This is a genomic window from Flavobacterium sp. N1994, assembly GCF_025947145.1.
GTDB lineage: Bacteria > Bacteroidota > Bacteroidia > Flavobacteriales > Flavobacteriaceae > Flavobacterium.
Genome location: NZ_CP109999.1, coordinates 2510637 through 2530126, shown reverse-complemented (window position 1 = coordinate 2530126; position 19490 = coordinate 2510637). Strand labels below are relative to the sequence as shown.

Annotated in this window: 17 protein-coding genes and 1 tRNA gene; 7 read left to right on the top strand and 11 right to left on the bottom strand. The window is 35.1% G+C overall.

Annotation, left to right across the window (positions count from 1 at the left end; genetic code table 11):
• Positions 1-2 precede the first annotated feature (2 nt).
• From OLM53_RS11265 to OLM53_RS11225, 9 genes are all read right to left on the bottom strand, one after another.
• Positions 3-479 (bottom strand): hypothetical protein, encoded by a 477-nt coding sequence (locus OLM53_RS11265; protein WP_264520330.1) that lies wholly within the window; start codon positions 477-479, stop codon positions 3-5.
• Positions 480-483: 4 nt separating this feature from the next.
• Complete coding sequence (locus OLM53_RS11260; RefSeq protein WP_264520329.1) at positions 484-855, bottom strand: hypothetical protein; 372 nt, start codon at positions 853-855, stop codon at positions 484-486.
• Between the two features lie 118 nt (positions 856-973).
• The gene (locus OLM53_RS11255; protein WP_264520328.1) at positions 974-4279 is read right to left on the bottom strand and encodes a T9SS type A sorting domain-containing protein; all 3306 of its coding nucleotides are present in this window, start codon (positions 4277-4279) and stop codon (positions 974-976) included.
• Between the two features lie 305 nt (positions 4280-4584).
• Positions 4585-4658 (bottom strand) — tRNA-Asp (locus tag OLM53_RS11250).
• Positions 4659-4743: 85 nt separating this feature from the next.
• Positions 4744-5670, bottom strand: a complete 927-nt coding sequence (locus OLM53_RS11245; protein ID WP_264520327.1) for a DUF58 domain-containing protein — start codon at positions 5668-5670, stop codon at positions 4744-4746.
• A gap of 88 nt (positions 5671-5758) precedes the next feature.
• Entirely contained in the window at positions 5759-6076 is a 318-nt protein-coding gene (gene trxA, locus OLM53_RS11240; protein ID WP_236397846.1) for a thioredoxin, read from the bottom strand.
• A gap of 113 nt (positions 6077-6189) precedes the next feature.
• Positions 6190-10704 carry a DNA polymerase III subunit alpha gene (gene dnaE / locus OLM53_RS11235; protein WP_264520326.1) on the bottom strand — a complete coding sequence of 1505 codons (4515 nt, stop codon included), beginning with the start codon at positions 10702-10704 and terminating at the stop codon, positions 6190-6192.
• Positions 10705-10863: 159 nt separating this feature from the next.
• On the bottom strand, positions 10864-11241 hold the full coding sequence (locus tag OLM53_RS11230; protein WP_264520325.1) for an RNA recognition motif domain-containing protein: 378 nt from the start codon (positions 11239-11241) through the stop codon (positions 10864-10866).
• A gap of 128 nt (positions 11242-11369) precedes the next feature.
• A complete protein-coding gene (locus OLM53_RS11225; protein WP_264520324.1) occupies positions 11370-12086 on the bottom strand; it encodes a DUF6252 family protein in 717 nt (238 codons plus the stop codon).
• A gap of 199 nt (positions 12087-12285) precedes the next feature.
• Between OLM53_RS11225 and OLM53_RS11220 the strand changes: the two genes are divergently transcribed.
• The 7 genes from OLM53_RS11220 (at position 12286) to OLM53_RS11190 (ending at position 18041) form a co-directional block, all read left to right on the top strand.
• On the top strand, positions 12286-12915 hold the full coding sequence (locus OLM53_RS11220; protein WP_264520323.1) for a 30S ribosomal protein S16: 630 nt from the start codon (positions 12286-12288) through the stop codon (positions 12913-12915).
• 15 nt (positions 12916-12930) lie between these two features.
• Positions 12931-13455, top strand: coding sequence for a ribosome maturation factor RimM (rimM, locus tag OLM53_RS11215; protein WP_264520322.1), 525 nt, complete (start codon positions 12931-12933; stop codon positions 13453-13455).
• Between the two features lie 101 nt (positions 13456-13556).
• The gene (locus OLM53_RS11210) at positions 13557-14264 is read left to right on the top strand and encodes a tRNA1(Val) (adenine(37)-N6)-methyltransferase (protein ID WP_264522450.1); all 708 of its coding nucleotides are present in this window, start codon (positions 13557-13559) and stop codon (positions 14262-14264) included.
• 92 nt (positions 14265-14356) lie between these two features.
• On the top strand, positions 14357-15085 hold the full coding sequence (locus OLM53_RS11205; protein ID WP_264520321.1) for a hypothetical protein: 729 nt from the start codon (positions 14357-14359) through the stop codon (positions 15083-15085).
• A 174-nt stretch (positions 15086-15259) separates the two neighbouring features.
• Positions 15260-16438 (top strand): acyl-CoA dehydrogenase family protein, encoded by a 1179-nt coding sequence (locus tag OLM53_RS11200; RefSeq protein ID WP_264520320.1) that lies wholly within the window; start codon positions 15260-15262, stop codon positions 16436-16438.
• Positions 16439-16557: 119 nt separating this feature from the next.
• Entirely contained in the window at positions 16558-17340 is a 783-nt protein-coding gene (locus OLM53_RS11195; RefSeq protein ID WP_264520319.1) for a DUF3050 domain-containing protein, read from the top strand.
• Positions 17337-18041 (top strand): SGNH/GDSL hydrolase family protein, encoded by a 705-nt coding sequence (locus OLM53_RS11190; protein ID WP_264520318.1) that lies wholly within the window; start codon positions 17337-17339, stop codon positions 18039-18041. Before OLM53_RS11195 ends, OLM53_RS11190 begins: the two co-directional genes overlap by 4 nt.
• Here OLM53_RS11190 and OLM53_RS11185 read toward each other — a convergent pair.
• Both OLM53_RS11185 and OLM53_RS11180 read right to left on the bottom strand, forming a co-directional pair.
• Positions 18036-18371, bottom strand: coding sequence for a 2Fe-2S iron-sulfur cluster-binding protein (locus OLM53_RS11185; RefSeq protein ID WP_264520317.1), 336 nt, complete (start codon positions 18369-18371; stop codon positions 18036-18038). The genes OLM53_RS11190 and OLM53_RS11185 overlap by 6 nt on opposite strands.
• The gene (locus OLM53_RS11180) at positions 18372-19430 is read right to left on the bottom strand and encodes an NAD(P)/FAD-dependent oxidoreductase (protein ID WP_264522449.1); all 1059 of its coding nucleotides are present in this window, start codon (positions 19428-19430) and stop codon (positions 18372-18374) included.
• Between the last annotated feature and the right edge of the window lie 60 nt (positions 19431-19490).

Below are 19490 nucleotides of genomic sequence, written 5' to 3'. Positions count from 1 at the left end.
TTTTACTCCGATTTAACAATCACAGGAAGCACAAACTGAGTTTTCACAGGAATCCCCCTCTTAATAGCCGGATTCACTTTAGGAAAATCTACAAGCCTAGCCCGAAGTATACTATCAATTTTTATAGTATCATAAGCCACAGAATCTTTAGGGAATTGAGGTTCAAATTGCAAAGTAGCATTAGGAAATACCGTCACTTTCACTTCAATGGTATCCAATTTTGGAAATAAAGTCGATAACGTATCAACAGCCAATTTTTCTTGAATCGTTGCTGTTAAAAATTCGAAAAAACATTGTTTGCGTTGGGTAGCATCCGATAACTTTTCACAATCCGCAACCGAAGGATACTCATCCACTTCTTTCCAATTAATTTCCTTGAGTTGCTTCTCCAATAACTCTTTTTCAGAAGGAACCTGCTTCTCAAAATATTGACACGACTGTAACACGAAAAGAAATAATATGGCCGAAATTTTTTTCAAGGAATTACTTTTTGGAGTTTAAATAATCGGAATAACTCTTGTCAAACCATTCTTGTTTGGTGCGTTGCGAGGCTTCTTTTTGGTCTTTATACAACAATCCTAATTTTTCAGAATAAGCAGCAATCTTGAGTGTATAAGCATAATACTCTTCTTTGGTAAGCGTAAGTTTTGAATCTCTTTGTTTCTGGAAAAACTCAAAAAACAAACTGTCAAAGGCTTTTTTGTCAAAGGTTTGTGCTTCTCTTTTATACTTTTTATACAAAGTTTCTTTAAGTGGACCATCAGGGTCGTTGGTTGCTTTTTCTTGCCCGAATGTAGTGTGAGTAACACCCAAAAATAAAAAGAGTAAAAAGGCAAACTGTATTATTTTCTTCATGTAAGGGTCCAAATTAACAGTCTCAAAAATAAGAAATTATATTCACTACATCTGTCGTTTGATAAAAAAAAGAAAAGCCCTCAAAAAATGAGAGCTTTCCGGTCTATTGAATAGTTTTTTAATCTACTAATAATTTCTTAACTACTTTCACGTTAGTATCTGTGGTGACTTCTAAAAGATAGATGCCTTTTGAAATAGAAGATAAATCAACTGTCTCTGTTGTTGCAGCGCTATTAGGCTTTTGAGAGACAATCAGCTTCCCTAACATATCATAAACCGCAATGTTGGCAATACTTCCATTGTTTTTCAAAGCAACGGTTACAATATCAGAAACTGGATTAGGATAGAAAACAAAATCACCATTTTCAAATTCATTCAAACCAAGTTGAGCAACAAATTCCGTATTGAAAGTATTGGTAATAATAGGTGCATTATAATCAAAATAAATAGAAGCTGTATTTGGAATAATAGTTCCAACAGCATATCCTGCTCTTGGTTTTACTTGAAAAGTAATATATCCTTTGCCTGTATTGGTATTAGCAACCGTAGGAGGCAATTGAATGTCATCAAAGCGCCATGTTAAATTATTCCCTATTCTGTCCATGATATAAGGATTACTAGCACTAATCATTTTAATCGATGTTTCATCCAATTTTGAATCTAACACATCATTAACTCTTACATTGATAGCACTAGCCGTTCCTGTATTTTCAAATCGAATAGTGTAATACAAATAATCCGTGTTTGAAAAGGAAGAATATAAAATTCTTTCCCCATGTGACTCCATTTTATCATTTGGATCATAGGAACCAATAATAATTTGAGAACAAGAAGAAGTGTTGTTAGTTGGAACTACATCTCCAGTTATTGGTGCTATACTAGCGGTATTCGTTAGTAAATTTCCAAGGGCAACTGTTGGTAAAGCTGGCACTTGCAGGATTACAGTCATTTCTCTGGTTTCAAAAGGCAATAAATTCGTAAACCCATAACTAAATCCGTTAGCGGTTGCTGTTGTTCCTGATTGTGTATTACCAATAATAGTTACCAAAGCATCTTTAGTAAAAGTAATAGTCCCAGAAGCTACAGTTTGATTACCAAAATTAGTGTATACAATTTTATTTTGATAAGTAAATCCTGGTCTTGGAGCATTGATCGGAATAATGTTAACTGCCAAATCATTATAAACTTGAGTTACCGTGATTGGGAAATTATAGGTTTGCATTCCGCCACCAACAACAACATGTAAATTAGAATATGAAGCAGTAGTAAGATTATAAGAGGGGGCATAATTAGGGTCAATAGTATAACTAACATTATAAGAGTTAGAAGCATTAGTGTCATAAATATTGTAAACCCCTGTTGGAGAAACTATATTATGAATATTACCATTACTATTTACTTCAGAAGTAAATTGCCCTAATGGAAAGTTCACCTCTCCATTATCTTGTGTCCCATTATTATTAGCATCTAAGAAAGCATGAAATCGCATACCGGAACAATCAATAGCTCCCACAGTAGTAGTAAGTTCAGTAATAGTAATAAATCCAGGCTGATTACTGTAATTCGTTACCATGATTATATAGTATTGTCCTGGTTGAGCATTAGTAATAACTGGATATTCAACATTTGCCGTCGAGTAACTACAAGAAACAACATTACTCAACAGTAAACTAGTATTACCACAGGCTGCAACTGGATCAGCAAATGGTCCATAAACTATATAATCAACATCTAAAGCACTTCCCGCATTCGAAACTTGTGCTATTTGCAAATTAATAGTTCCTGCTCCACTTACTGGCAAATAAAACCAAGTTGGATTAGGAGTCGAACCCAAACAATTTACTGTTCCGCTTCCGGGTAAATTAACTGTATTTGAAAAAGGAACTCCCAAAGAATTACATAAAGAATTGGCTTGATTACAGGTGTAAGCCAAATTACAATTACTGTAGGCATATAAATTAAAGCTATAAATAATATCACAAGAATTAGGAACAATTTCTCTAACAAAAACGGCTGTTATAGGATTTTGAACTCCTATATTCAGTGCTTGTGGATTAGCAAATGGTACTACTTGATTTTGAGCATTAGCTAAACTCGGATAATATTCTAAAGTATTGGTAGAATTTATTTGAGCATGTACCGTAGTTAAGTCAAAAGTCACAATAGTATCATTATTATCATCACATTGATGCATATCAGCAAGAGGAACTACAGTACTGGAAACTGTTTCGGCAACAACAGCAAAACTAAAGATTTGAAATTCCTGAGTAACAGTATTAGTTAATCTTGCAAAAAGGACTTGTGAACCACTTGTAATACAATAAGGAGACTGTAAGGCATTAGTTCCTACATTGGCATCGGCTTGAGAAAGGTGATAAGTAATACTATAATTCGTTTGAGTTAAATTTCCATAAATGTTTGAATCGTTATCTGTTAAATTAAAACACGCTTGACCATTACTAACACAATTGTTTAAGTTGGTTGGTTGACCTGCTTGAATGGTACAGGCTACAGTTGAAAAAGTAGTTTGAACCCAAGTACTCAAGTTAGCTGAATTACAAAAAGTTCTAATATAAATATCATAGGCCGAACCACATTGAAGTCCAGTTAATATATATGGACTTCCTTGAGTATAGTAAGCAGTGCTTGCTGCAGTTGGCGCAGGACCACCAGCTGGTGTTACATAAACTAAGGATTGAGTAGTATTATCAGTATTAGTCCAAGCTATTGTAGCAGTAGTTTGAGTAACAGAAGTAGTAACAGCAGTTGGTGGATTGCAAGTAGTTCCACTGCCACAATCTAACGTTTTCAATTCTATGATTCCAACAGCAAAACAACCAGTCAAAGTATTTTCAATTCTATAAAAAACAGGTTCTTGTGTTGGTGATGCGGTAGGTGAAACATAGCAACTTGGACTTGCTATAGCTGCTGATCCTGTTTGTGCATTAGCTTCTGTTTGATAAAAACTGATAGTAAACCCAACTGTTCCTTGAGCAATTGCACTTTCAACACTAGTTAAATCCCAACATTGAAACGTATTTGAACAGAGTGAAATGGTTTGTGTTGGAGCATTTGGTAAAGGATTAACATTCAAACTATAGGGTAAAATGGTAACTTGTCCACTAGTAACAGTAACAATACGTGCATAAAGAGTTTGTGATAAAGGAACAATATTAAAATATGTACTTGACAACGGATTTATGCCAGTCTGCGCTTCAGTTTGTGTTTCATGATGAGTAATCACATAATCTTGTGAATTTAAATTGCCTAAAATTTCAAATGAAATTTCATCTAAATAAAAGGAAGCAAACCCATCATTATTATCATCACAAACTGTATTAAATTGTGAGGGTTGATTAAAATTTTGAGCAATTAAAAGAGAAGTTGAAAAAAATAAAGTGAGAAGTAGTAGTAGTTTTTTCATTTTTAAAGTTGGTTTGGTTGATTGACAGTCATGCAAATTTAAGCTTGATGCTCAAAAATGCAATGCAATATACCTATTTTCAGTTAATTATAATAATAAATAATCAGTATAAAGCAAAAAAGCCATCCACAATAAAGTGGAAAGCTTTTCATTGGTCTAACTACTAAACCGCGCTACGAGTTACAAAGTCGTAGCAAAACAACACAACTAATTTTGAATGACTCGTCTACTATTTGACGAATGCATTTCATTTGCTTTTTTGGGCAAAAAAGGTTTTCATTTCTGAAAACCTTTTCCCAATTTCGCGGTCTGGACGGGACTCGAACCCGCGACCCCATGCGTGACAGGCATGTATTCTAACCAACTGAACTACCAAACCTCTGCGTTATTGCGGTTGCAAATATACAATGGTTTTTGTAATCTGCAAGAGTTTTTTACTAAAAAAATGGTTGAAAGAAAAAAAATTAACCAAACATTTGTTTTTCAACTAAGTAAGTTGTCAAAATCTTTTCAAAACTTTCCTCGACAGCAACGGGTACGTACTTAATTTTGTTTTGAGCACAAGTCATAGCGAGGTTTTTGAAATAAGTATTTACCTTTTCTTCATAAGCTTGTTTTATACTATCTGCAAAAATATTGATTTCCTCACCTGTTTCTATGTCAATGAATTTTTTAGGAGCATTATCAAAGTCAAAATTAACTTCTGTTTGCTTATCTATAACATGAAAAACAACTACTTTATGTTTGTCGTGTTTCAAATGTTGCAAGGCATTAAAAAGAGCTTCTTGATTTTCAGTTTGAAACATATCAGTAAACAAAATAATCATAGAACGGCGATGAATTTTTTCGGCTATTTGATGTAAAAAAGTAATCGTATTCGTTGTCTTAGAAACTTTTGGCTTTTCTAAAAGATCTTCTAGTTTATTTAAAATCATTCTATGATGTCTATCACTTCCTTTCTCAGGAGAATAATATTCATAAGTATCCGAATAAACACTTAAGCCAACGGCATCGCGCTGTTTTTTTAATAAATTCATTAATACCGCTGAAGCTAGAACTGAAAACCCTATTTTACTATGATAAAAGGGTTCATTGTTTTTCAATTTCGGATAATGCATCGAGGAAGAATTATCTATAATTAAATGACAACGAAGATTGGTTTCTTCTTCATATTTTTTGGTGTACAATCTATCTGTTTTGGCAAATAATTTCCAATCTATATGCTTAGTGCTTTCTCCTGAATTATAGACTTTATGTTCGGCAAACTCAGCCGAAAAACCATGAAATGGTGATTTGTGCATTCCCGAAATAAAGCCTTCTACAACTTGATTAGCAAGCAATTCTAAGTGCTTAAATCCTGAAACAATTTCTTTTTGTTCTTCTATCTTCATAATCCAAATATAAAGGGAAATTTCTAAATGTAATCATAAAAAAAGGCCCAACTTTCGTTGAACCTTTTAAAATTATTTTGATTATTGATTACAATAAAGCATCAATAGCATCTGTATAGGTTTTCTTTGGGGCCACTCCAACTTGACGACCCACTACTTCACCATTTTGAAAGACCAAAACAGTTGGAATATTACGAACTCCGTATTTTGCAGCGAATTCTTGATTAGCATCTACGTCAACTTTTCCAACAGTTGCTTTTCCTTCATATTCTGTCGCGATTTCGTCTATAACAGGTCCTACCATTCTACAAGGTCCACACCAAGCTGCCCAAAAATCTACTACTACTGGTTTATTTGATTTTAATACTACTTCATCAAAAGTAGCATCTGTTATTGCTAAAGCCATATTTTATATTTTTAAATTAGTGTAATTATTTGATGTCAAAATTAGACATTTTTTTTGGGTTTCCTTTGTAAAAAAATCAGTTTTGGCTATTAATTCATTGCTAGAACTGATACTTAATTTAAGCTGAATTTGACTCCCATTTTTTCCAACTCGACTAACAATTCGTTAGAAATTTTGATTTTTAATTTTCTACTCGGTAATGAAACTCTAGTTGTTATTTGATTTTCTACTTCCAAAATCGGAATTTCTAATGCAACCTCTTCTAGACTTTCTACGTCAAAGTTTTCTTCCTCTACGACTTCCAATTTGGGAACTATCTCGGGGATTTTTTTTATTTTATCGTATTCCACTATTTCAAAAGTAACGGTATTATCTCCTTTGTTTGATTGAAAAATAGCATTCAATTGTTGAATAGCATTTTGTTGCAAATCATTGATATCCATTTGAATACTTAACTTTTTAGCAAACTGTGGCAATACATCTTGAAGTTGTTTTACATCCACAAATTGTAATCTAGGTTCCGATTTTTTACCTGTTTCTCTATTTACCCATCCATCCTTTACAGTCACTTTAAAATAGATAAATTGATTGTTAACCAAAAAATGTCGGTATTTCAAATACTCTTCATCAAAAATCCGGAACTCGTGGCTTTCATCATATCCTTCAAGAGTAAACATGGCCCAATCTTTTCCATTTTTGGCGGTTCTGTATTGCACATTGGTTATAATCCCTGCAAAGGTTAAGGTCTTTCCAATATAATTCTCTAAGTTTTTTAAATTTTCTAATCGACTGTTGCAGAAATACTTCATCTCAAATCGATAGTCATCTAATGGATGCCCCGATATGTAAATTCCAACTACTTCTTTTTCTTTGGCCAATTTTTCCATCGTACTCCATTCATCACATGGCGGAACAATTGGCTCTGCGATTTGCACTTCACTGGCTTCACCAAACAAACTTACTTGAGAAGAATTTTCATTTTCTTGAAATTTCGACCCATACCGAATGGCTTTTTCTAAAAACGTAATGCCTTCTCCTTCAATATGAAAATATTGCGCTCGGTGAGTGTTTTCAAAACAATCAAATCCACCAGCTAAAGCTAAACTTTCAAAGGCTTTTTTATTGGCGGCACGCAAATCAATTTTCTTGGCTAAATCAAATATTGATTTATAGGTTTCCTCTTTTCTGTTTTGAACAATAGTATCCACTGCATTCGCTCCAACTCCTTTAACAGCTCCCATTCCAAAACGAACCGCGTAATTATCGTTTACCGTAAATTTATAAAATGACTCGTTCACATCTGGTCCAAGAACTTGTAACCCCATCCGTTTACATTCTTCCATGAAGAACGAAACTTGTTTGATATCGTTCATGTTGTTAGATAAAACTGCCGCCATATATTCAGCAGGATAATTGGCTTTTAAATAGGCTGTTTGATAAGCAATCCAAGCATAACAAGTAGAGTGCGATTTGTTGAAAGCATACTCAGCAAAAGCTTCCCAGTCTTTCCAGATTTTTTCCAATTTTTCTGCGGGATGTCCATTGGCCTCAGCTTGAGCAATGAATTTGGGTTTCATTTTGTCCAAAACATCTTTCTGCTTTTTCCCCATGGCTTTACGTAAAACGTCGGCGTCTCCCTTAGAGAAACCTGCCAACTTTTGGGATAAAAGCATTACCTGTTCTTGATAAACAGTGATTCCATAAGTGTCACCGAGTAATTCTTCGCAAGCCTCTAAATCGTATTCTATGGGTTCCTCCCAATTTTTCCTTTTGATAAAACTAGGAATATAAGCAATTGGACCAGGTCTGTAAAGGGCATTCATCGCAATCAAATCCCCAAAAACGGTAGGTTTCAATTCCTTCATGTATTTCTGCATTCCGGCACTTTCATATTGGAAAATACCCACTGTTTCTCCTCGTTGGAAAAGCTCATAAGTCTTTAAGTCATCAATCGGAAACTCATCTGGGTTAATATCTTTTCCTGTTCTATATTTTACAAGTTTTACAGTGTCTTTTATCAGCGTTAGGGTTTTCAATCCCAAGAAGTCCATCTTCAACAATCCAGCACTTTCAACTACTGAGTTATCAAATTGGGTAACAAATAAATCGGAATCCTTAGCCGTTGCTACAGGAACGAAATTAGTAATATCGCTTGGCGTAATAATGACACCGCAAGCGTGAATTCCGGTATTTCTTAAATTTCCTTCTAAGAATTTGGCTTGATTTATAGTTTCAGAACAAAGCGAATTTTCTTTAGAAAGCGAAATCAATTCTTTTACTTTATCAAACTCTTCTGGACGTAATACTTTTTTGATGGTGGCTTCGTCTTCGGATAATAGTCGGGCCAAATTCCATTTTGATGGCATCATTCCCGGAATTAACTTAGCTACTTTATCGGCTTCAAAAAGCGGTAAATCCATAACTCGAGCAGTATCCCGAATACTCGATTTAGTAGCCATAGTTCCGTAAGTAATGATTTGCGCTACTTGTTTAGAACCGTATTTTTGAATCACATACTCCATTACTTTACTACGCCCTTCATCATCAAAATCAATATCAATATCGGGAAGGGAAACCCTGTCAGGATTTAGGAAACGCTCAAAAAGTAAATTATATAAAAGGGGATCAATGTTGGTTATCCCGAGACAATACGCCACAACAGAACCCGCTGCAGAACCACGACCAGGCCCAACAGAAACTCCCATTTTCCTAGCTTCGGCAATGAAATCTTGAACAATTAAGAAATAACCTGGATAACCCGAGTTTTCTATAGTTAGCAATTCAAAATCGATGCGTTCTTTAATTTCTGGAGTGATTTCGGCATACCTTTTTTCAGCTCCTTTATACGTTAGATGGTGCAAAAATTTATTTTCTCCTCGTTTTCCTCCATCTGCTTCATCTTCTTGGACTAAAAATTCATTTGGAATCTCAAATTTTGGAAGCAAAACTTCCCGTGCTAAATCGTAAATCTCAATTTTATTTACAATTTCTTCTGTTGTAGTAATCGCTTCTGGTAAATCATGAAAGAGTTTTTTCATTTCATGACCCGATTTGAAATAATACTCCTGATTATTCATCCCGTAACGATAGCCTCGACCTCGTCCAATTGGCGTGGATTGCTTTTCTCCATCACGAACACACAACAAAATATCGTGAGCATTGGCATCTTCCTTATTGATGTAGAAAACATTATTAGTAGCAACCGTTTTAACTTGATGTTTTTTGGCTAAAGCAATCAATGAAACATTTACTCGATTTTCATCCTCTTGATTGTGACGCATCAGCTCGATGTATAAATCATCTCCAAATTCTTGTTTCCACCAAATCAAAGCTTCTTCCGCTTGGTTTTCACCAATATTTAAAATTTTACTCGGAATTTCACCATATAAATTTCCAGATAAAACTATGATATCCTCTTTGTACTCTTGAATGGCTTTTCGATCAATTCTTGGTACATAATAAAACCCTTCGGTATAAGCTATTGAAGATAATTTAGCTAAATTATGATAGCCTTTTTTGGTTTTGGCCAAGAACACAATCTGATAACCGTTGTCTTTTCGAGACTTGTCTTTTAAATCGTCGCAAACATAAAACTCGCAACCCACTATGGGTTTAATGATGGTTTCTGATGGAGTTTCTCCGCTTTCCTCTGCTTGTTTATTTTTGGCTTGTGCCGATTTATTATGGTATAAAATATCTCTAACGAAATGAAAAGCACCCATCAAATTAGCGTGATCCGTCATGGCAACCGCTGGCATTTTATTGGCAACCGCTGCTTTAACCAAATCGGCTACACTTATGGTGGATTGAAGCACAGAAAATTGGGTGTGATTATGCAAATGAACAAAATCAACATCTGCCACATCATGATGAATTTCCTTTTCAGAATCATTAGGAATGACGACTTCTTCTTTCTTTTGGAATTGTTTGCGAATCTCTTCTGACGCTTGTTTCAGATTGATATGTTGCAATCCTATAAGCTGAATTTCTTTTGGATTCTTTTCTCTAAACTTCGTAAAATAATCCGCTGGAACGTCTAACTCTTCTTTGGTAAAAACCTGTCTGTTAATTAATTCTAAGAAACAACGAGTGGTAGCTTCAACGTCAGCAGTAGCATTATGAGCTTCCGCAAACGGAGCACCAAAAAGATACTGATGTAATTCGGTTAATGTGGGTAATTTGAATTTTCCTCCTCGTCCTCCTGGCAATTTCAAAAGTGATGCTGTCACCTCAGTACAAGTATCTAGAACAGGCATAGAAGCCATAGGAGAATTGATCCCTAATCGATAAAATTCACAACCCATAATATTGACATCAAAGCCAACATTTTGACCCACTATGAATTTAGATTTCCCTAAAGCAATATTGAATTTCTCTAAAACTTCTACTAATGAGATTCCTTGTGCTTCTGCTAATTCTGTTGAAATACCATGTATTCTTTCAGCATCAAAAGGAATATTGAAACCCTCAGGCTTTACCAGATAATCTTGATGCTCAATAAGATTTCCGTACTCATCATGCAACTGCCATGCAATTTGAATACATCTTGGCCAATTGTCGGTATCAGATATGGGTGCACCCCAACGTTTTGGTAATCCAGTGGTTTCGGTATCGAAAATTAAATACATGCAAGTAAGGGATTAGGCAAAAGGTATTAACCAAAAGCTTCTATTATGACTAAAACAAAAATACATTTTAGCACTCAGAAAACGAATTTTAGTTATCAACAAAAAACAAAAAAGCCAACTCAATGAGTTGGCTTTTCAAATATCTATAAAGTATATATACTAGTATCTTCCTCTATTTCCACCACCGCTGTTTCCACCACTGTAGCTTCCGCCACCACGTGAGTTTCCACCACCGTTATAACCTCCACCGCTACCGCCTGAACGGTTGTTGTTGAAAGTTCTTCTTTCGCCTTCTGGTTTTGGTTCAGATTTATTAACTACAATAGCACGTCCTTCAACAGTTGCACCATTTAATTCTTGAATTGCTTTTTCAGCTTCTGTGTCATTTTCCATTTCAACGAAACCGAATCCTTTACTTCTTCCAGTAAATTTATCAGTGATAATTTTAACGGAATTAACCGTACCATAAGCCTCAAAAGACTCTCTTAAATCTGCTTCGTCAATACTAAACGGAAGACTTCCAACAAAAATGTTCATATTATTTATTTAAAATTCAGTTACAAAGGTAACTTAAATAAAATCTAAACCGCTATTAATTTGGACTTTATTATTAAATTAACAAAAAAACCATCCGAAGATGGTTGTATGTTTTTGGTTCTTAATGATTATATAGATGGATAAATCGGAATTTTATAAAATTCTCCGTATTGAAAATTTAAAATTGGCCCTCCAAATGGACTATTGTTTGTATTAGTCGCATTGAATTTAAAAGTTCCTGAAACAGTACCAGTTGTATCATCATAATCCGTAATCTTTATTTCTCCATTACTGTTTTGAACATTCTGCACTCTGAATTTGCAATTGACATTTCCTCCTGCAACTGTAATTAAATCTCCTGCTAGATAAGCATTACCACTTGAGGAAACTGTTACTTTACTAACAACTCCTGAAGCACTAGCAACTATATTTACTGTCAGACCACTTCCTGCCCCACCAGTTGTAATAACAGAATTTGCGCTAGTATATCCAGTCCCTCCATTAGTCAAAACGACGCTTGAAACTGGACCAGGAACAGCAATTGTAGCATAGTCAAGTTCAACATCATTAAAATTGGAATAATATGTAGCAGAATTATTTACATTAGTAGTTCCTAAAACATATGTTCCTGGAGTTGTACTACTTGTATTTAGAGTAATATTTTCATATTCTGTAAGTGCCTCAATAGTTAGCTTTCCCGTTGCAGAAACATAGGCTCTTGCGTCGTTAGCTCTCCAAAAAATATCATCTTTTTGTCCTTGAAAACCAGGAGTGTTAAATTTCACATTTTCTTGACAAGAAGAAAATGCTAATGCAATCAAAAATAGGGGCAATAATCTTTTCATTTTTTCAATGTATTTATCCACAAAAATAGCTTTTTAATACAAAACTGCTAATTTATTTTAAAAAAAAGATATTAAAATTGTTTAAAATAAGCAGATGCTATTTAAAAATATAAAATACAATTAGTTTGTTTACGAAAAAAAACTATCTTTGCGCCCTTAAATAACCGAGGTCGAGTACCTCAAATTAATCAAAAAGATTATGTCAGTAAAAATTAGATTACAAAGACACGGTAAAAAACAAAAACCTTTTTACTGGATCGTAGCAGCTGATGCTAGATCAAAAAGAGATGGTAGATACCTTGAAAAATTAGGAACTTACAATCCAAACACCAATCCTGCTACTATTGAATTAAACCTTGACCAAGCGGTACAATGGTTACACAATGGAGCTCAACCAACTGATACTGCAAGAGCTATCCTTTCTTACAAAGGTGCCCTAATGAAACATCACCTTGATGGTGGCGTTCGCAAAGGAGCTTTAACACAAGAACAAGCTAATGCTAAATTAGCTACATGGTTGGAAGAAAAAGCTAACAAAGTTGATTCTAAAAAAGAAGGGTTATCAAAAGCACAAGCTGCTGCCAAAGCGAAAGCTTTAAAAGCTGAAAAAGAAGCTAATGACAAACGTGCTGCTGCCGCTGTTGAAGCTGCAAAAGTAGAAGAAGTTGCTGTTGAAACGGTAGCAGAGGAAACTCCTGCTGTTGAAGAAACTGTTGCTGAAGTTGCTACAGAAGAAGCTCCTGCTACAGAAGAAGTTGTTGCTGAAGAGGCTCCAGCTGTTGAAGAAGCACCAGCTGCTGAAGAAGCTAGCGAAGAAACAGAAGCTTAATACTTCAAAGCAATTATGCGTAAAGAAGATTGTTTCTATTTAGGTAAAATTGCTAAAAAATTTAGTTTCAAAGGGGAAGTTCTACTCTATTTAGATACAGACGAACCCGAATTATATGAAAATATGGAATCAGTATTTGTTGAGTTCAACAAAAATCTGGTTCCATTTTTTATTGAAAATAGTTCCCTCCATAAAAATGATTTTCTTCGGGTGCAATTTGAAGACGTTACCTCTGAAGCAGAAGCCGATACTCTAATTGGTTGCGACATTTACCTTCCCTTATCTATGTTACCTAAACTGGAAGGTAATAAATTTTATTTCCACGAAGTCATCGGATTTGAAATCGAAGACAAACGTTTAGGTGTTTTTGGGAAAATTGTTTCCATAAACGATTCTTCTGCCCAACCTCTGTTTGAAGTGGTGAATGGCGAAGTAGAAATTCTAATCCCAATGATTGACCAGTTTTTAGTCAAAATCGACAGAGAAAACAAAAAAGTTATCATGGATTTACCAGAAGGTTTGGTTGAAATGTATCTTTAGGAGCTAATCCCGCTTTCCGCGCTACATGGTAGCCAGCTGCAATCGGGGCTATGAAACCTATTTTTCCATCAAAAATCGTTAATCCCCACTCTAAATCTCAAATGTTCCAATTCAAACAATTCACTATCCAACAAGATCGTTGCGCCATGAAAGTAGGTACTGATGGTGTGTTACTTGGTGCTTGGTGTCCTATTGATAATCATCCTTTTTCTGTTTTAGATATTGGTTCCGGAACTGGAATATTGTCATTAATGCTCGCCCAACGCAGTAATGCTGAGCAAATCGACGCCATCGAAATTGATGAAAATGCTTATGAGCAATGTGTAGAAAATTTCGAAAGTTCTCCTTGGAGTGACCGGTTATTTTGTTTTCATGCCGGCTTAGACGAATTTATGGATGAACCCGAAGAGGAGTACGATATCATCATTTCGAATCCGCCTTTTTATAGTGAAGATTACAAAAGTGATAATGAACAGCGGGATTTAGCGCGTTTTCAAGACGCCTTGCCCTTTGAAGATTTGGTAGAAGCGGCACAACTCCTACTCTCAGAAAATGGACTTTTAGCAGTCATTATTCCGTTTAAAGAAGAAGCAAAATTCATCAATTTGTGCGCTGACGCCGAATTATATCCTGTAAAGATAACCCGTGTAAAAGGCACTCCAACAACTGAAATCAAGAGAAGTCTTTTAGCTTTTAAACGCTATGAATTATCGGTTTTAACCGCAGATGAGTTGGTTGTTGAAACTGCCCGACATCAGTACACCTCAGACTACATCGCATTGACTAAAGATTTTTATTTGAAGATGTAAATTTATTTTTTACAAAAAGATTTAACAAAGCCTTCTGAATTTAAGTGTCATAATTTCCTTAACTTTAAGGTTTAATCACAATTCTATACCTTATGTCAAAAATTGCTTCCCTATTTTTTTTATTGATTTCTTACATCGGTTTTTCACAGACAGAACAGCTCATTAGTGGAAAAGTTTCTTATCAGGACACGTATCAAAAAAGCATTGATGTTATCAATTATACCACCAAAAAAATAACCCAGACTAATGCTTTAGGAGCATTTTCCATCGAAGCAAAAGTGAATGATGTCTTGATTTTCATGTCGGATACTTTTGTCGATCAGAAATACAAGTTAACAGCCGATGATTTTAACAAAAAGGTGCTTATTATCAAGATGGCTGAAAAACCAATCCCATTAGAAGAAGTTGAAATCCAGCAGATTAAAAAAATAAAAGTTGCTGCCGTTTCATATAACGATATAAAAATGTCTCAAATCCAAAAAGATGCTGCAAAACCAAAGGTTGAAGGTGTTTATACCGGCGAAATGGTGAATGCGGTTGATTTTGTTCAGATTGGAAAAATGATTGGAAAATTATTTAAGAGTAAAAATCCGAAAAAAGATATAAAAGAAGAACCAATGGGATTCAAGGAGTATGCCCTTACCAATTTTAATCCGTCCTTCTTTTCTAAAACATTGAAGTTAAAACCTGAAGAAACTTCTAGGTTTCTTGAGTATTGCGAAACTGATTCCAAATCAAAAACAGCCATACAAAGTAAAGATGAGCTGACAATGCTTGAATTTTTGTTGACTAAAAAAGGGGAATTCGACAAACTAAAATAGTTGTACTCAACCCTAGCCCAGATAGCAGTGGCATCCTTTTTCTTTTTAAATAAAAAGAAAAAGATATAACGGATAGCTGGAAAAAGCTTCTAAAAATTATAACAATTGTTCATGGGAATTTTGGTTAAGATTCTTTAGCTTTGCAAACGTTTTCGTAAAACCAAATTCAATACTATGAAACCAGATTTATTTCAAGCTCCAGATTATTATAATTTAGATGATTTATTAACGGAAGAACATAAATTAGTTCGTGATTCTGCCCGTGCGTGGGTGAAACGTGAAGTTTCTCCTATCATAGAAGAGTATGCACAACGTGCTGAATTCCCTAAACAAATCATCAAAGGTTTGGGAGAAATTGGTGGTTTTGGTCCTTACATTCCTGAAGAATATGGAGGTGCTGGTTTAGACCAAATATCTTATGGTTTAATCATGCAAGAAATTGAAAGAGGAGATTCGGGTGTACGTTCTACATCTTCAGTGCAATCTTCTTTGGTAATGTATCCTATTTGGAAATTTGGAACTGAAGAACAGCGTCAAAAATACTTGCCAAAATTAGCTACAGGAGAATTCATGGGATGCTTTGGTTTAACTGAACCAGATCATGGTTCGAATCCATCAGGGATGACGACCAACTTCAAAGACATGGGCGACCATTATTTGTTGAACGGAGCCAAAATGTGGATTTCAAATGCTCCTTTTGCAGATGTAGCTGTAGTTTGGGCCAAAAATGAAGAAGGAAGAATTCACGGTTTAATTGTGGAGCGTGGCATGGAAGGATTTACAACTCCAGAAACCCACAATAAATGGTCGCTTCGTGCTTCGGCTACTGGAGAATTAATTTTTGATAATGTAAAAGTTCCAAAAGAAAACTTGTTGCCTGGCAAATCAGGTCTTGGAGCACCAATGATGTGTTTAGATTCGGCTCGTTACGGAATTGCTTGGGGTGCTATTGGTGCTGCCATGGATTGCTATGATACTGCTTTGCGTTATGCTAAAGAACGTATTCAATTTGACAAACCTATTGCGGGAACTCAATTACAACAAAAGAAATTAGCGGAAATGATTACCGAAATCACTAAAGCGCAATTATTGACTTGGAGATTAGGGGTTTTAAGAAACGAAGGAAAAGCCACTACTGCTCAAATCTCAATGGCGAAAAGAAATAACGTAGATATGGCCATTCATATTGCTCGTGAAGCGCGTCAAATTCTTGGCGGCATGGGAATCACTGGGGAATACTCTATCATGCGTCATAGTATGAACTTAGAATCGGTAATTACTTATGAAGGAACACATGACATTCACTTGTTAATCACTGGAGCTGACATCACTGGAATTCCAGCTTTTAAATAAAATTAAACAATAGATAAAATTGATATAAAATGCTTCTCCATTTCGGGAAGCATTTTTACTTTTACATTACAATTAAAAACCCTTAACTTCTTTCCAATCGTATATATCAAAAAAACGCTATGACTATTTCAAACATCACCGAAAAAATACAATCCCAAAAAGACATTTTATTGCAACATCCGCTTTACGAAAAAGTAAAAACAATGGATGATTTGCATCAGTTTTTAGAAAGTCATGTCTATGCCGTATGGGATTTTATGTCTTTGTTAAAAGCATTGCAAAGTAAGTTAACTTGTACTACCACGCCTTGGTTTGCAACTCAAAATCCAGAAACGCGTTATTTGATTAATGAAATTGTTTTAGCAGAAGAAAGTGATTTGACTTTAGACGGAAAAAGACTGAGTCATTTTGAAATGTATGTAGAAGCGATGCAAAGTTGTGGTGCAAAAACGGATGAACTAGAAGCATTTTTACAACATGTACTAGATACCAAAAACGTTTTTATATCAATAAAACAAAGTGATTTACATCCGAAGATTAAAGCCTTTTTAGATTTTAGTTTCCGAGTAATTGAAGAAGGGAAAGCCCATAAAATTGCTGCCGCTTTTACCTTTGGAAGAGAAGATTTGATTCCGAATATGTTTACCGAGATTTTGAAAAACTTTCAGCAAAACTTTCCTGAAGCCGATTTGTCAAAATTGATTTATTATTTCGAAAGACATATCGAATTAGATGCTGACGAGCACGGACCAATGGCAATGCAAATGATTACAGAACTATGCCAAGAAGACGAACAAAAATGGAATGATGTAGAAGAGATTTCTATTCTAGCTTTAGAAAAAAGAATAGGCCTTTGGAATGCTATTGAGGAAAAAATTGAAGCTAGTTTAGAATTAGCATGACTTTCTTAAAGAACATAGTAATTTTAATCCTTATTCCTTTATTAGTAAGCTGTAGTGCTGAAAATAAGAGTACTGATACTGTATATAGCACCATAAAAAATTATAAATATCTAGCTTTAGGGGATAGCTATACTTATGGTCAAAGTGTTTGTGAAACTTGTCGTTTTCCTGAGCAACTGAAAGACAGCATAAAAAAGAGCCTAAATCCTAATGATAGTTTTTCAATAAAACTTATTGCTACAACGGGTTGGACCACAACCAATTTGAAATTAGCAATTGCTGCTCAAAATCTTGCAAGCGATTATGATTTGGTTACGCTTTTAATTGGAGTAAATAATCAATACCAGCACAAACCCTTTAGTTTGTATGAACAAGAATTTCCAGAATTAGTAAATCAAGCTATTGGATTTGTTAAAGGGAACAAGAATAACCTTATTGTGGTTTCTATTCCTGATTATGCTTACACTCCCTATGGAAATGGAAACTCAACCATTTCAACAGAGATAGATGCATACAACACCTTTGCAGAAAACTATTGTAATGCCAACAATATCGCTTTCGTCAACATTACCGATATAACAAGGTTAGGTTTACTTCAACCTGAATTGGTGGCGAATGATGGTTTGCATCCTTCCACAATAGCTTATTCTAAATTTGTAGCACGAATTGTACCTAAAGTGAAAGTCAAATTAGGATTATAAAGCTTCAGGAGCTAATTCAATCTCAAGTCCCTCAATAGCTTCTGTAATAGGAATTTGACAGCCTAAGCGACTGTTTTCTTTTACATTAGAAGCTTCAAAAAGCATGGCTTCTTCATCGGGTCCTTTTTCAGGAAGTACTATATCATTCAACACATAACACTGACAAGAAGCACACATGGCCATTCCGCCACAAATACCAATAGTTCCTTCTTCGGCTAATTCGTAGGCACGAACCAATTCCATGATACTCATGTTCATATCCGTTGGCGCTTGTACTTCGTGAGTGACTCCTTCTCGGTCTGTAATTTTTATGGTAATGTCTTGTGGCATTTAGTCTATTGATTTTATAACTGCTTTTTCAGCTTCTTTTCGTGTGCCGTCAAAACCATCTATACCAGAAACTGTAGTATATTTCAAAACGTATTTTTTTCCTGGATTGATTCTTTGATACACACTTTGACACATTAATGTAGCTTCGTGGAAACCACACAAAATTAGTTTTAATTTCCCTGGATAAGTATTAACGTCACCAATGGCATAAATCCCATCGATATTGGTTTGATAGTCTAAAGCGTTATTGACTTTGATGGCGTTCTTTTCGATTTCTAATCCCCAATTGGCAATGGCACCAAGTTTAGGTGTTAAACCAAATAAAGGAATAAAATAATCAGTTGCTACCTTCATTCGAGCACCATTGACCTCAATGTCTACTGATTCAATGCGTTCGTGCCCTGAGAAACCAACCACTTCTCCGGTTGTTATTAGTTTTATCTTTCCAGCAGATTTCAATTCTTGTACTTTTTCGACAGAATCTAAAGCGCCTCGGAATTCATTTCTTCTGTGAACCAACGTAACAGAAGCTGCTACATCCGTGAGGAAAACACTCCAATCTAATGCGGAATCACCACCACCTGAAATCACTACATTTTTTCCTCTATATTTTTCAGGGTCTTTGACAAAATAATCAACACCACGATCTTCTTTTTCGTAGAATTCTAAGTCTTTAAGAATAGGTTTTCTTGGTTCAAAAGTTCCTAATCCTCCTGCAATGGCAATAGCTTTAGCATGATGTTTTGTGCCTTCATTAGTGGTTACTATAAAAGTACCATCTTCTAATTTTTCAATAGCTTCTGCAGTTTCTCCTAAGGTAAATCCGGGTTGAAATTGTTTGATTTGCTCCATCAAATTGTTGACCAAATCGCCTGCTAAGACTTCTGGATATCCTGGAATATCATAAATGGGTTTCTTTGGATAAAGTTCGGATAGTTGTCCGCCAATTTGTGGCAGAGCGTCTATTAGGTGGCATTTTAATTTTAATAATCCTGCTTCAAAAACAGCAAAAAGTCCTGTAGGCCCAGCACCGATTATCAATATGTCTGTTTCAATCATTTTCTTTTGTGGCATAATAGCGAAGTTTCTATGCGGCAAAGTTTAGGAAACTCCGTTTCA